Origin of the sequence: Ottowia beijingensis, from assembly GCF_042680925.1 — a bacterium.
GTDB lineage: Bacteria > Pseudomonadota > Gammaproteobacteria > Burkholderiales > Burkholderiaceae_C > Ottowia > Ottowia beijingensis.
Map to the genome: position 1 here is coordinate 192,063 of NZ_JBHUEP010000006.1, position 13,851 is coordinate 205,913.

The 13,851-nt window shown below is 66.9% G+C and carries 15 protein-coding genes; 12 read left to right on the top strand and 3 right to left on the bottom strand.

Annotation, left to right across the window (positions count from 1 at the left end):
• Nucleotides 1–5: 5 nt before the first annotated feature.
• Both ACFSCU_RS08070 and ACFSCU_RS08075 read left to right on the top strand, forming a co-directional pair.
• Nucleotides 6–1,289, top strand: coding sequence for an NAD(P)/FAD-dependent oxidoreductase (locus ACFSCU_RS08070; RefSeq protein WP_180549834.1), 1,284 nt, complete (start codon nt 6–8; stop codon nt 1,287–1,289).
• A 69-nt stretch (nt 1,290–1,358) separates the two neighbouring features.
• Nucleotides 1,359–1,964: a c-type cytochrome gene (locus tag ACFSCU_RS08075; RefSeq protein ID WP_377560364.1), complete on the top strand. Its 606-nt coding sequence runs from the start codon at nt 1,359–1,361 to the stop codon at nt 1,962–1,964.
• 65 nt (nt 1,965–2,029) lie between these two features.
• Here ACFSCU_RS08075 and ACFSCU_RS08080 read toward each other — a convergent pair whose 3' ends face one another.
• A complete protein-coding gene (locus tag ACFSCU_RS08080) occupies nt 2,030–3,139 on the bottom strand; it encodes a YeeE/YedE family protein (RefSeq protein WP_377560367.1) in 1,110 nt (369 codons plus the stop codon).
• A gap of 47 nt (nt 3,140–3,186) precedes the next feature.
• Between ACFSCU_RS08080 and ACFSCU_RS08085 the strand changes: the two genes are divergently transcribed.
• The gene (locus ACFSCU_RS08085; RefSeq protein WP_377560369.1) at nt 3,187–4,164 is read left to right on the top strand and encodes an MBL fold metallo-hydrolase; all 978 of its coding nucleotides are present in this window, start codon (nt 3,187–3,189) and stop codon (nt 4,162–4,164) included.
• Nucleotides 4,161–4,658, top strand: a complete 498-nt coding sequence (locus tag ACFSCU_RS08090) for a thioredoxin domain-containing protein (RefSeq protein ID WP_377560371.1) — start codon at nt 4,161–4,163, stop codon at nt 4,656–4,658. Before ACFSCU_RS08085 ends, ACFSCU_RS08090 begins: the two co-directional genes overlap by 4 nt.
• 106 nt (nt 4,659–4,764) lie before the next feature.
• Here the strand turns inward: ACFSCU_RS08090 and ACFSCU_RS08095 are convergent, their stop codons facing one another.
• Nucleotides 4,765–4,917, bottom strand: a complete 153-nt coding sequence (locus ACFSCU_RS08095) for a hypothetical protein (protein ID WP_377560374.1) — start codon at nt 4,915–4,917, stop codon at nt 4,765–4,767.
• Here ACFSCU_RS08095 and ACFSCU_RS08100 point away from each other — a divergent pair.
• The 8 genes from ACFSCU_RS08100 (at nt 4,916) to soxB (ending at nt 12,327) form a co-directional block, all read left to right on the top strand.
• Nucleotides 4,916–5,251, top strand: coding sequence for a hypothetical protein (locus ACFSCU_RS08100; RefSeq protein WP_257645638.1), 336 nt, complete (start codon nt 4,916–4,918; stop codon nt 5,249–5,251). The genes ACFSCU_RS08095 and ACFSCU_RS08100 overlap by 2 nt on opposite strands.
• Nucleotides 5,252–5,365: 114 nt before the next feature.
• On the top strand, nt 5,366–6,742 hold the full coding sequence (soxC, locus tag ACFSCU_RS08105) for a sulfite dehydrogenase (protein ID WP_180549833.1): 1,377 nt from the start codon (nt 5,366–5,368) through the stop codon (nt 6,740–6,742).
• Nucleotides 6,726–7,793: a c-type cytochrome gene (locus ACFSCU_RS08110; protein ID WP_180549832.1), complete on the top strand. Its 1,068-nt coding sequence runs from the start codon at nt 6,726–6,728 to the stop codon at nt 7,791–7,793. Before soxC ends, ACFSCU_RS08110 begins: the two co-directional genes overlap by 17 nt.
• Before the next feature lie 92 nt (nt 7,794–7,885).
• Nucleotides 7,886–8,344 carry a thiosulfate oxidation carrier protein SoxY gene (gene soxY, locus ACFSCU_RS08115; RefSeq protein ID WP_333707166.1) on the top strand — a complete coding sequence of 153 codons (459 nt, stop codon included), beginning with the start codon at nt 7,886–7,888 and terminating at the stop codon, nt 8,342–8,344.
• Nucleotides 8,345–8,491: 147 nt separating this feature from the next.
• Nucleotides 8,492–8,803, top strand: coding sequence for a thiosulfate oxidation carrier complex protein SoxZ (gene soxZ / locus ACFSCU_RS08120; RefSeq protein ID WP_180549831.1), 312 nt, complete (start codon nt 8,492–8,494; stop codon nt 8,801–8,803).
• An 86-nt stretch (nt 8,804–8,889) separates the two neighbouring features.
• Nucleotides 8,890–9,702 carry a sulfur oxidation c-type cytochrome SoxA gene (gene soxA, locus ACFSCU_RS08125; protein ID WP_377560378.1) on the top strand — a complete coding sequence of 271 codons (813 nt, stop codon included), beginning with the start codon at nt 8,890–8,892 and terminating at the stop codon, nt 9,700–9,702.
• Nucleotides 9,703–9,851: 149 nt separating this feature from the next.
• Entirely contained in the window at nt 9,852–10,529 is a 678-nt protein-coding gene (gene soxX / locus ACFSCU_RS08130) for a sulfur oxidation c-type cytochrome SoxX (protein WP_333707167.1), read from the top strand.
• 64 nt (nt 10,530–10,593) lie between these two features.
• Nucleotides 10,594–12,327: a thiosulfohydrolase SoxB gene (gene soxB, locus ACFSCU_RS08135; protein WP_180549829.1), complete on the top strand. Its 1,734-nt coding sequence runs from the start codon at nt 10,594–10,596 to the stop codon at nt 12,325–12,327.
• A gap of 407 nt (nt 12,328–12,734) precedes the next feature.
• Here the strand turns inward: soxB and ACFSCU_RS08140 are convergent, their stop codons facing one another.
• Nucleotides 12,735–13,766, bottom strand: coding sequence for an integron integrase (locus ACFSCU_RS08140; RefSeq protein ID WP_377560381.1), 1,032 nt, complete (start codon nt 13,764–13,766; stop codon nt 12,735–12,737).
• Nucleotides 13,767–13,851 lie beyond the last annotated feature (85 nt).

The following is a 13,851-nucleotide window of genomic DNA, read 5'->3' on the forward strand; positions in this document are numbered from 1 at the left end:
ACACCATGGATCGTCGTCAATTCATTCAGGCGGGTTCCGCCGCCTCGGCCGCATCGGTGCTGGGCCTTTCCGCCGGCTGTGCCTCCACCAGCAGTGGTGCGGGCGGCCATGTCGTGGTCGTCGGCGGCGGCTATGGCGGTGCCACCGCCGCCAAGTACATCCGCATGTGGTCGGATGGCAAGGTCAACGTCACGCTGGTCGAACCGGGCGATGCCTTCGTTTCCTGCCCCATCTCCAACCTGGTGCTGGGCGGCAGCAAGCAGATGGCCGACATCACCACGCCCTACGACAACCTGGCCAGGCGCCATGGCGTGAAGATCGTCAAGGACCGCGCCGTCGCCATCGACGCCGACAAGCGCCAGGTGCGCCTGGCCGGCGGCACCACGCTGAGCTACGACCGCCTGGTGCTGTCGCCCGGCATCGACTTCATGCCCGATGCGCTGCCCGGCCTGAAGAAGCCCGGCGCGCAGGACAGGGTGCTGCACTCCTGGAAGGCCGGCGCGCAGACCGTGGCGCTGCGCCAGCAGCTCGAGGCCATGCCCGACGGCGGCGTGTACGCGCTGGCCATTCCGCTGGCACCCTACCGCTGCCCGCCCGGCCCGTACGAGCGCGCCTGCCAGGTGGCGTATTACTTCAGCAAGGCCAAGCCCAAGTCCAAGGTGCTGATCCTCGACGCCAACGACGACGTGACCTCCAAGGGCGCACTGTTCAAGAAAGCCTGGGCCGACCGCTACAAGGGCATCATCGACTACCGGCCCAAGCACGCGCTGACCGACGTCGATGCCGCCACCGGCACGCTCAAGTTCGAGTTCAACGACGACATCAAGGCCCAGGTGCTGAACGTGGTGCCGCCGCAGCGCGCGGGCGACATCGCCCACAACGCCGGCCTGACCACCGCCAACAAGCGCTGGTGCGAGGTCGACTGGCTGACCATGGAATCCAAGGCCGCCAAGAACATCCACATCCTGGGCGATGCGCTGCAGATCGCACCCGGCATGCCCAAGTCGGGCCACATGGCCAACCAGCACGGCAAGGTGGCGGCGGCCGCCATCGTGGCGCTGCTGGCCGGCCGCGCGCCCAACGCGCTGCCGATCTACAACAACACCTGCTACAGCTTCGTGAGCGACACCGACGTGGTGCACGTGGCCAGCGTGCACCGCTACGACGCCGAGAAGCAGACCATGCTGGCCGTGCCGGGCTCGGGCGGCGTGTCGGTGGCCGCCAGCGAGCTGGAGGGCAAGTACGCCATGGCCTGGGCACGCAACATCTGGGCTGATACCTTGGCCTGATGCCGGGCGGCACTGCAACCGGGGCGCATGGCGCCCCTTTTTGATGAAAGACTTTTCGAGGTTCACTTCATGCGCACACAGCCCTTCGGCCCCGTTCTGGTTCTGGCGGCATTGATGGTGGCGAGCCTGGCGCCCGCCCACGCCGACGAGGCGCGCGCCAAGAAGATCATCGGCGGCTCGTGCTTCCTGTGCCACGGCGCCGAGGGCGAATCGGCCAGCGAGGTGTTTCCGCGCCTGGCGGGGCAGAACGCCGAGTACATCGCCAAGCAGCTCGAAAACTTCAAGAGCGGCAAGCGCAAGAGCAGCGCCATGGCCAACATGGTGACCGATCTCTCGCCCGAGGACATGGCGGCGCTGGGCCAGTTCTACGCCAGCCGGCCGGCGCACAAGGAGGCGGCCAAGGACACGCAGCTCGCCGCCGTCGGCCAGTACATCTACCACCAGGGCAACAAGTTCAGCGGCGTGCCCTCGTGCGCCAGCTGCCACGGCCCTGAAGGTGCCGGCAGCAACGCGCTGCCGCGCCTGGCCGGGCAGCACGCGGCGTACCTGGACAACCAGCTCAAGCAGTTCAACAAGCGCGAGCGCAACAACGACAACGCGGTGATGCACACCGTGGTCGAGAAGATGACCGCGCTCGAGATGGCCGCCGTGGCGGAATACCTGACCGGCAAGTAGCTACTGAATCGATAGCTGCCAGCGCTTGCTGGATAAGCGCTGAAGGCCGATTTGACCAGTAATCTTCAAGGGGCCACCGGCACCACCACCGGCGCCTGTTGCGTGGCCGGTTGCGCGGTGTGCACCGGCTCGGCCAGCACGCGGTCCATCAGCCCGGCGCCGGCCCACATGCCCAGCAGCGTGAGCCAGGCGGTGAGGGCGAAGATGGCGCCGCCCGTCATGCCCGCACCCACGGCGCAGCCGCCGGCCAGCATGCTGCCGAAGCCCATGGCCATGGCGCCGACGATGTAGCGCGCCATGCTGTAGCCGTCCTTGAAGCCCTCGACCTTGAACTCGCGCCCCACCAGCGCGCCGATGAACGAGCCCACGAATACGCCCGGCAGCATGCCGGCGTCGAAGCCGAAGGCCGGCGCCGGGCTGGCCAGCACGCGCATCAGCCACTCGGCCGAGGGGCCGCTGAAGGTGAGGCCTTGGATCTGCACCGCGTCGAAGCTGGCCTGCGACACCGCGTAGCTGAACCACCAGGCGGCTGCCACGGCCAGGCCGGTGCCCAGGCCGCCGATCCACATCCACAGCCGGTTGCCGCTGCGCACCGAGAAGATGATGGCCACCACCAGCCACAGCAGGCCGAACACCAGGCCGTCGACGTTGCCGGCGCCCACGCGCGCCAGCACGTCGCGTGCGGCGCCGCCGTCCACCGTCCACCAGCCGGAGATTTCGGTGCGCAGCGGCGCCAGGCTGCCCGCCAGCGCGGCCTGCGCGGTGACGGCGAACACCAGCCCCGACAGCAGCGCGCGCAGGTTGCCGTTGGCCGACAGCACCAGCAGCCGGCTGGCGCAGCCGCGCGTCATGATCATGCCGACGCCGAACAGCAGCCCGCCCACCAGCGCCCCCGACAGGCTGCCGCGGTTGGCCAGCTGGCGCGCGCTGCTCACGTCCAGCCAGCCCAGCAGGATCAAGCCCTGCACCAGGATCAGCGCGCTGGAAAACGCCAGCAGCCAGACCGAGAGTTTCTCGCCGAACTTGCCGTGCCAGAACTCGATCACCGCCGCGCGCAGGCAAAAGCGCGAGCGCTGCGCGAAGAAGCCGAACAGCACGCCGATGAAGGCGCCGCCCACTGCCAGCACCGAAGCGGTGCCATAGGTTTCCACCCAGCTTGCCAGTTCCGTCACCATGGCCAATAATTAATTCAGCAATAACTTATGAATAGTAAGAGCGGATGATGCAGCCTGTGATTGATCGCCGTCAACTTCTTCAGCGCTGCGCCTGCGTGGCCTTCGGTGGCATGGCGTGGGCGCGCTACTCGGACGCCGGCGCGCAGGCCGCTCCGCCCGAGATGACGGCGCGCGAGGCCGCGCCCGGCTGCTGGTATGTCGAGGGCCTGTCGGCGCTGGGCTCGCCGGCCAATGCCAACTTCATCTCCAACGCGGGCTTCATCGTCACCTCGGCCGGCGTGGTGGTGGTCGACGCGCTGGGCTCGCCCGCGCTGGCCGAGCGCCTGCTGGCCGAGATCAGGAAGGTCACGCCGCAGAAGGTGACGCACGTGATCGTCACGCACTACCACGCCGACCACGTGTACGGCCTGCAGGTGTTCGAGCAGGCCGGCGCCAAGATCATCGCGCACCAGGCCGGGCGCGAATACCTGCACGCCGACACCGCGCGCCTGCGCCTGCAGGCTTCGCGCGACGAGCTGGCGCCGTGGATCGACGACAAGACCCGCCTGGTCGCCGCCACCGAGTGGATCGACAGCCGCCGCGAGCTGGCGCTGGGCGACACGCAACTGGTGCTGCAGCCCGTGGGCCCCGCCCACACGCCCGAAGACCTGGCGGTGTACCTGCCGGGCCGCAAGGTGCTGTACGCGGGCGACCTGGTGTTCCGCAGCCGCATCCCGTTTGTCGGCCAGGCCGACAGCCGCAACTGGATCGTCTCGCTCGACAAGCTGCTGGCCTTCGACACCAGCGTCATCATCCCCGGCCACGGCCCGGTCTCCACCGAGGCGCGCAAGGACATGCAGCTCACGCGCGACTACCTCATCTACCTGCGCAAGACCATGGGCGCCGCCGCGCGCGACATGACGCCCTTCGACGAAGCCTACAAGGCCACCGACTGGAGCCAGTACGAGCACCTGCCGCTGTTCGGCCCCGCCAACCGCATGAACGCCTACAACACCTACCTGCTGATGGAGCACGACCCGGAATGAACGTGAACGCCGACGATCACCTGCGCTGCTCGCGCCGCCGGGGTTTGCAGGCGCTGGGCGCGCTGGTGCTGGGCGCCGGCGCGGGCAGCGTGCAGGCGGCGGGCAAGCTGCCGCTGTCCACCTCGCTGAAGGACGAACTGGCCCGTGCGCTGAAGGCGCGGCAGCCACTGGTCGTCATGGTCAGCCTGCACCGCTGCCCGTGGTGCGACGAGGTGCGCAACAACTACCTGGCGCCGATGCGCGCGCAGGAGGGGCTGCACGTGGTGCAGGTCGACATGCTCAGCCCCGCGGGCACGCGCACCCTGCAGGGCGAGCCCATCACGCACAACTCGCTGGTGAGCGGCTGGGACGTGAAGATCGCGCCGACGGTGCTGTTCCTGGGCCCCGGCGGCAAGGAAGTGGCCGAGCGCCTGGTGGGCGGCTCGCCCGACTTCTACGCCGCCTACCTGGACAACCGGCTGACGCAGGCGCGCAAGGCGGTGGCGGCCGGTTGATGGGTTGGGTACATTGAAAACAAGTCTCAGACCGTGTTGTGGGAGCGGGCAAGCCCGCTCCCACACAGCGGATGCGGTCCGCGCCCCCTCTGAGACTTGGTGATGATCAAGCAAAAAAGATAGCTGCCAGCGCTTGATATACAACGATTTCAGATACTTTTGTCTTGAAATTGTTTGCAGACAAGCGCAGGCCACTATAAAAAACAGAGTCCGGCCCTGAAGCGGGCTGCCCCGCAAGCTGCACCAAGGAGACCAGCATGAAGCACCTTCCCCGCATCCGCACCCTGGCACTGGCCGCGCTGGCTGGCGTCAGCCTGGGCGCTGCCGCGCAAGGCCCGGCCATCTTCAAGGAGGCCGACCTGAAGCTGGGCGAAAAGCTGATCGCCGAGAACAAGTGCAGCGAGTGCCACGCCAAGAAGTGGGCCGACGCCGGCAACGCCATCTACCGGCCCAAGGGGCGCATCAACACCGCGGGCCTGCTGCGCGGCATGGTCGAGCAGTGCAACACCGAGCTGAACCTGGGCCTGTTCCCCGAAGAGGTGACCTCGGTCGCCGCCGTGCTCAACCGCGACCACTACCGCTTCGCGGATTGACTGCTGCCGTTCTGCCGCGCCGTCAAGTGCTGTCGCCCTCGGGATAACCCCGGCCCGTGGCAGGGTCAATCAGCGTTAATATCAGCGCTTGCGCATATACAAATTTTCAAACCCATGGCAGACGACCAACTTCAACCCGCTCCAGCCAGCCTGGACCGCGGGCGCCTGCGCAAGGCGCCCGAGAGCTTTCTCGACCAGACCGGTGTCCGCACCGTGTTTGCCGAGGGCAAGCGCGGCCGGCGTGACTTCATCCGCGGTGCCTTTGCCGCCGCACTGGCCGGTGGTGCTGCCGCACGCGCCACGGCGCAGACCGCGGCCGCCGACGGCGACCCGGCCATCCTGAACCTGCCGGCGCACAGCACCGGCCTGGGCCAGCCCGTGGTGACCGACGGCTACGGCCTGCCCTCGAAGTTCGAGGGCAACGTGCAGCGCCGCCAGAGCCCCGGCCTGACGCAATCCACCCAGTCGTCGGTGTCGTTCGCGCCGCTGCAGTCGCTGTTCGGCATCGTCACGCCCAGCGGCCTGCACTTCGAGCGCCACCACCAGGGCTGGTGGGACGTCGATCCGGCGCAGCACCGCTTCATGGTCAATGGCATGGTCAAGACGCCCAAGGTGTTCACCATGGACGAACTGATGCGCCTGCCCAGCGTCAGCCGCTTCTACTTCATCGAGTGCGGTGCCAACACCGGCATGGAGTGGGGCAACGTGGCCGTGCCCACCTGCCAGTACACGCACGGCATGCTGTCGTGCAGCGAGTTCACCGGCGTGCCGCTGATCACGCTGCTGGAGCTGGCCGGCGCCGACCTCAAGGGCGGCAAATTCGTGCTGGCCGAAGGCGCCGACGGCTCCAGCATGACGCGCACCATCCCCATGAGTCTGGTCACCAGCGGCCAGGTGCTGGTCGCCTACGGCCAGAACGGCGAGATGCTGCGCCCCGAGAACGGCTACCCGCTGCGCCTGGTGGTGCCGGGCGTGCAGGGCGTGAGCTGGGTGAAATACCTGCGCCGCGTCGAAGTGGGCGACCAGCCCTGGGCGACGAAGGACGAGGCCATCCACTACGTCGACCTGATGCCCGACGGCACGCACCGCCAGTACACCAGCATCCAGGAGTGCAAGAGCGTCATCACCACGCCCTCGGGCGGCCAGGTGCTGCTCGACAAGGGCTTCTACAACATCAGCGGCCTGGCCTGGTCGGGCCGCGGCAAGATCAAGCGCGTCGACGTGTCCGTCGACGGCGGGCGCAGCTGGCGCAATGCGCGGCTCGAGACGCCGGTGCTTGACAAGTGCCTCACGCGCTTCAACCTCGACTGGGTGTGGGACGGCAAGCCCACCATCGTGCAGAGCCGCGCGATGGACGACACCGGCTACGTGCAACCCAACTACAAGCAGCTGCGCGACGTGCGCGGCAACCGCTCCATCTATCACAACAATGCCATCCAGTCGTGGTTGGTGCAGGAAAACGGCGAGGTGAAGAATGTCCAGCTCTCGTAAAGCGCTCGCCACGCTGCTGCTGGCCGCCTTTGCCCTGCCGGCGCTGGCGCAGGACAAGTTCCCCGGCATCGGCCGCGCCGCCACGCCCAAGGAAGTGGCGGCCTGGGACATCGACGTGCGCCCCGACTTCAAGGGCCTGCCGCCCGGCAGCGGCTCGGTCGCCGCCGGCCAGGACATCTGGGAAAGCAAGTGCGCCAGCTGCCACGGCTTCTTCGCCGAATCCAACTCGGTGTTCACCCCGCTGGTGGGCGGCACCACGGCCGAGGACGTGAAGACCGGCCGCGTGGCCAACCTGACGCGCACCGACTACCCCGGCCGCACCAGCCTGATGAAGGTGCCCACCGTCTCGACGCTGTGGGACTACATCAACCGCGCCATGCCCTGGGATCGGCCCAAGTCGCTCAAGCCCGACGAGGTGTACGCCGTCACGGCCTTCCTGCTGAACCTGGCCCATGTGGTGCCCGAGAACTTCACGCTGTCCGACAAGAACATCGCCGAAGTGCAGCAGAAGATGCCCAACCGCAACGGCATGACCACCGCGCACGCCATGTGGCCGGGCAAGGAACTGAACGGCACCGCCAAGCCCGACGTGGTGGGCACCGCCTGCATGACCAATTGCCCCGAGCTGAAGATCTCCTCGCGCCTGCCCGAGCACGCCCGCGACGCCCACGGCAACCTGCGCGAGCAGAACCGCACCGTGGGCCCGCAGCGCGGCTCCGACACCAGCAAGGCCGAGGGCAAGCTGGGCGATGCCGCCGGCCCGGTCAAGGTGGTCGGCCCCGTGGGTGGCGCCGCCAGCCCGAACGCCGCCGCCATTGCGCTGACGCAAAAGCACGCCTGCACCGCCTGTCATAACATCGACGGCAAGCTGGTGGGCCCGAGCTTCGTCGAGATCGCCAAGAAGTACAACGGCAAGACCGACTACCTCGCGGGCAAGATCAAGGCCGGTGGTTCCGGCGTCTGGGGCGAAATCCCCATGCCGCCGCAGACCCTGCCGGACGAGGACACCAAGGCCATGGCCGCCTGGCTGGCGGCCGGCGCCAGCCGGTGACGACCGCACACCCTTCGGGGTGTGCTGGGGATTTTCCCCATGTGCGCTTTCCGCTCAAGCATTAGCATTCACTTATTTACAGGAGAAGTACGATGCAGACACGTCGACAAACCCTCAAGCAGAGCGCCGTGGTGGCGGGTCTGCTGGCCGGCACCGGCCTGTTCCCGCAATACGCGCTGGCCTTCAACAAGGCCGCTTTCGATGCCAAGAGCCTGAACGACGCCCTCAAGGCACTGGGCGCCAGCGGCGCCCCCGCGGCTGACGCCGGCGTGACGCTGACCGCGCCCGACATCGCCGAGAACGGCGCCGTCGTGCCGCTGGCCGTGGCCAGCACGCTGCCCAACGTCAAGCAGCTGCTGCTGCTGGTCGAAAAGAACCCCAACGCGCTGGTCGCCGTGTTCAACGTGACGCCCGAGGTGGACGCCAGCTTTGCCACCCGCGCCAAGATGGGCGAGTCTTCCGACGTCTACGCCGTGGCCATCACCGCCGACGGCAAGGCGCACTACGCCAAGAAGGAAGTCAAGGTCACCCTGGGCGGCTGCGGCGGCTAGATGATGCCCCCCCTGAGTCGCCTGCGGCGCCTTCCCCCAGGGGACAACGCCAGTGGCCGGGCCAAGCCCGCTCCACGGCGCTTCCGGGCGGCCTGCTCCGCGGCCTCTTGAACGTTTTTGATCACAGATTGAATTAGGAGAAAAGACATGGCAGATCCGATGCGAATCCGCGCTCAGGCCGCTGGCGACAAGGCCACGGTGCGCGTGCTCATGAGCCACGAGATGGAGTCCGGCCAGCGCAAGGACGCTTCCGGCAAGCTGGTGCCCGCATGGCACATCCAGGACGTCACGGCCAGCCTGAACGGCAAGCCCGTGTTCTCCTGCGAGTGGGGCCCCGCAGTGTCCAAGAACCCCTTCCTGCAGTTCGCCATCAAGGGCGCCAAGGCTGGCGACAAGATCGCCGTGACCTGGAAGGACAACAAGGGCGAATCCCGCACCGACGAAGCCACGGTGTCGTAAGCGCTTCATCTTCGTCCCCACAAGGCGGGCGTGAACAGGCCCCACGCCCGCCTTTCCTTTTTCTGCATCACGAGGAGACAAGCAGGATGCAAATACGAAAGCTCTCTCTGGCGGTCGCCGCACTCGGCCTGATGGCGTCCAGTGGCGCCGTACTGGCGCAAGAGAAGACCTCGATCCAGGCGATCGAGGAATACCGCGAGATGCTGCAGGACGGCAACCCGGCCGAGCTGTTCGAGGCCAAGGGCGAAGAGCTGTGGAAGAAACCGCGCGGCCCCAAGAACGCCTCGCTGGAGAAATGCGACCTGGGCAAGGGCCCGGGCGTGGTGAAGGGCGCCTTCGTCGAGCTGCCGCGCCACTTCAAGGACACCAACAAGGTGCAGGATCTGGAGTCGCGCCTGATCACCTGCATGCAGACGCTGCAGGGCATCGACCCCAAGGAAATCATCAAGGGCCAGTGGGGCCGTGGCGAGCGCGCCAACACCACCGCGCTGGCTACCTGGATTGCCGCGCAGTCCAAGGGCATGGCCTTCAACCTGCCGCAGTCGCATGCGCAGGAGCGCACCATGTACGAGGTGGGCAAGCGCCTGTTCTTCCAGCGCGGCGGCCCGCACGACTTTGCCTGCGCCTCGTGCCACGGCGAAGAGGGCAAGCGCATCCGCCTGCAGGATCTGCCGCTGCTGACCAAGGCGCCCGGCGACGGCGTGGGCTTTGCCGCCTGGCCGGCCTACCGCGTGTCCAACGGGCAGATGTGGAGCATGCAGCACCGCCTGAACGACTGCTACCGCCAGCAGCGCTTTCCCGAGCCCGACTTCGCCAGCGACGTGACCGTGGCGCTGGGTGTGTACCTGGGCGTGAACGCCAAGGGCGACAAGTCCGCCGTTCCCACCATCAAAAGATGACCCCCCTGAGCCGCCTTCGGCGTCTTCCCCCCAAGGGGACAACGCCTGTGGCCGGGCCAAGCCCGCTCCACGGCGTTCTGGCGTGGCCTGCTCCGCGGCCATCGGTATTGGTTGAAAGCGCAACGGATCTCTGAAAGGAATATGTCGTCATGAGCAAGAGCAAACACATTCTGGCGCTGGTCGCCGCGGCGGCCCTGGTGGCCGGCTGCGCCGGCAGTGGCGGTTCGGCGGGCGGCAGCACGCAGTCGGCAGCCGAACTCGACGCGCTGACGCAGCAGATCGTCAAGCAATCCTTCCACGACAAAGGCATCGTCAAGGTGGCCGACGTGTTCCGCGACGACGAGACCACGCGCCTGTGCAACGCCGCCGACGTGGCCGGCAAGCCGCTGGACGGGGACACCGCCAAGCGCATCGAAGAGCTGAACATGAAGGCCATCAAGTGGCCTTCCGACGGCAAGTTCCTGGGCGACTGGCGCGAGGGCGAGAAGATTGCCCAGAGCGGCCGCGGCATGACCTGGACCGACACGGCCAAGACCGTGAACGGCGGCAACTGCTACAACTGCCACCAGATCACCAAGGAGGAAATCTCCTTCGGCACCATCGGCACCAGCCTGTACAACTTCGGCAAGATTCGCGGCGTGACCGACCCGAACAGCCCCGCTGCGCAGGAAATGGTGAAGTACACCTGGGGCAAGATCTGGAATAGCAAGGCCTACAACGCCTGCTCCAACATGCCGCGCGCCGGCCACATGGGTATCCTCAACGAAGATCAGGTGCGCCACCTGGTGGCCCTGCTGCTCGATCCCAAGTCGCCGGTCAACCAGTAAACCCTGTCCCTTCAGCCCGGCCAGGCCGGGCTTTTTTGTCTCACATACATCAGTAAGTGCTGATATGAACCTCACCAAACGCGAATTCCTGCAAGTGCTCAGCGCCGCCAGCGCCGCCGGCATGGGCCTGGGCCACTTTGCCAACGCCAGCGCCCAGACGGCCGCCGAAGGCCTGTACGACATCCCCAAATTCGGCAACGTGTCCTTCCTGCACATCACCGACTGCCACGCGCAGCTCAAGCCCATCTACTTCCGCGAGCCGAGTGTGAACCTGGGCATCGCCGAGATGAACGGCAAGCTGCCGCACTTGGTGGGCGAGCACCTGCTGAAGGCCGCCGGCGTGAAGCTCGGCACCGCCGAGGCGCACGCGCTGACCTACCTCGACTTCGAGCAGGCCGCCCAGCGCTACGGCAAGGTGGGCGGCTTTGCGCACCTGGCCACGCTGGTCAAGCGCATGCGCGCCAGCCGCCCCGGCGCGCTGCTGCTGGACGGCGGCGACACCTGGCAGGGCAGCGGCACCTCGCTGTGGACCAACGGCCAGGACATGGTCGACGCCTGCAAACTGCTGGGCGTCGACGTGATGACCGGCCACTGGGAATTCACCCTGGGCATGGACCGCGTGAAGGAAATCGTCGAGAAGGACTTCGCCGGCAAGGTCGACTTCGTGGCGCAGAACATCAAGACGCTGGACTTCGGCGACCCGGTGTTCAAGCCCTACGTCATCAAGCAGATGAACGGCGTGCCCGTGGCCATCGTCGGCCAGGCCTTCCCCTACACGCCGATTGCCAACCCGCGCTACATGGTGTCCGAGTGGGAGTTCGGCATCCAGGACGAAAACATGCAGAAGGTGGTCGACGAAGCGCGCGCCAAGGGCGCGCAGGTCGTCGTCGTCGTCAGCCACAACGGCATGGACGTGGACCTGAAGATGGCCAGCCGCGTGCGCGGCATCGACGCCATCATGGGCGGCCACACGCACGACGGCATGCCCGTGGCCACAGTGGTCAAGAACGCCGGGGGCCAGACGCTGGTGACCAACGCCGGCAGCAACGGCAAGTTCCTCGGCGTGCTCGACTTCGACGTCAAGAACGGCAAGGTAGCCGACTACCGCTACAAGCTGCTGCCCGTGTTCGCCAACATGCTGCCGGCCGACAAGGACATGGACACGCTGATCACCAAGATCCGCGGCCCCTACGAGGCCAAGCTGGCCGAGCAACTGGCCGTCACCGAAGGCACGCTGTACCGCCGCGGCAACTTCAACGGCACCGGCGACCAGCTCATCGTCGACGCGCTGATGGACGTGCAGGGCGCCGACCTGGCCTTCTCGCCCGGCTTCCGCTGGGGCACCACGCTGCTGCCCGGCCAGCCCATCACGCGCGAATGGCTGCTCGACATGACCGCCACCACCTACAGCTATGCCACCCTGACCGACATGAAGGGCGACATGATCAAGACCGTGCTGGAAGACGTGGCCGACAACCTGTTCAACCCCGACCCGTACTACCAGCAGGGCGGCGACATGGTGCGCGTGGGCGGCCTCACCTATGCGTGCGACCCCACCGCCGGCGCCGGCAAGCGCATCAGCGACATGCGCCTGAAGGGCCAGCTCATCGACGCCGACAAGACCTACAAGGTCGCCGGCTGGGCCCCCGTGGCCGAAGACGCCGCCAAGGCCGGCAACCCCATGGTGTGGGAGCTGGTCGAGAAATGGCTGAAGGCCCGCGGCGGCAAGGTATCGCCGCGCCAGCTCAACCAGCCCAAGCTGACCGGCGGCCTGCCCAACCCGGGCTACGCTGGCTGAAGCGCCTGAACGCTATTCTTTGAATAGCTGACCCCGCAGCGTGCACAAGCGCTGCGGGGTTTTTGTTGGGGCAGAACGTGTCCGGTAGGCTGGCGTTGAGCGCAGCGAAGCCCAGCTTCCGGGCTGGCCCCGCAAGCGGGTCTTCGTTGTCGCGACGTTTTCATATACTCCCTGCATAGGTGGCTGCCAGCGCTCTATTGACGGGCGCTAAAGCCATATACTCCCTATATGGATTCGCCTGCATGCGCAGACATGCATCTCCCTTGACACCCGCCAGCGCTGCCAGCCGCCGCACCAACGGCGCTGGCTTGCCCGGGCCACCGGGCTGTCCTGCCATCGCATGCATTCATGCTCAAAACCCTCCATAGCGGCCAAACAGCAAGCGCGAGCAGCTATTGAAACAGTAGCTAAAGCGGCATCTCGTTCAGCTGCTGCACCGTCACCGCAGGCGGCGGCCGGCTGTCCATCAGGGTGTCGAGTGGGCTCGGCACGCCGCCCGCCACCTTCAGCACGTGGGTGTAGACCATCGTCGTGCTCACATCCGCGTGTCCCAGCAGCTCCTGCACCGTGCGGATATCGGCCCCGCGCTGCAGCAGGTGCGTGGCAAAGCTGTGCCGCAGGGTGTGCGGGCTGGCCGGCTTGGTGATGCCCGCCGCACGCATGGCGCGGTTCAACTGGCGCCTGAAGGTGTCGGCATAGCCGTGGTGGCGCCGACGCACGCCGCTGCGCGGGTCGGTGGACAGCACGGCTTGCGGAAACACCCAGAACCATGCCCAGCTCTCCCCGGCGCGCGGGTACTTGGCGGCCAGTGCATGCGGCAGCTCCACCCCCGGCACGCCGTCTGCCCGGTCTTGCGCCCACAGCGCGTGCGCCCGCGCCATGTGCAGGCGCAGCGGCTCGCGCAGCGTCACGGGCAACATCACCACCCGGTCCTTGCCGCCCTTGGCCTCGCGCACCACGATGGCGCCGTGGTCAAAATCCACGTCCTTCACGCGCAGCCGCAAGCCCTCCATCACCCGCATGCCGGTGCCGTACAGCAACTGCGCCAGCAGCAGCGGGCTGCCCTCCAGCCCCGCCAGCGTGCGCTGCAATTCGTCGGTGGTCAGCACCACCGGCAAGCGCCGCACCGCCCGTGGCCGGCCCACCTCGGCCATCCACGGCAAATCCATCTTCAGCACTTCGCGATACAAAAACAGCAGCGCCGCCAAGGCTTGCTTGTGAGTGGACGGAGACACCTGTCGGACTTCAGCCAGGTGCGTGAGAAACGCCTCAACCTCTGGCGCCCCCATCTCGCGCGGATGCCGCAACCCATGGAAGCGAACATACGCCCTCACCCAATGCGCATAGGCTTTCTCCGTCGCCAGCGCAAAGTGCCGATAACGCGCCGCCGAACGCAACTGGTCAAGCAACTTCGGCGGAGATGTAGTTAAACTGGTCATTTTTACAGTATAAATGCTTGCGCGCCGGTGCAGCAAGGATGTACGATGGCGTTCAGGCTCCGCTGAAGCGTGTCGGGTTAACCGA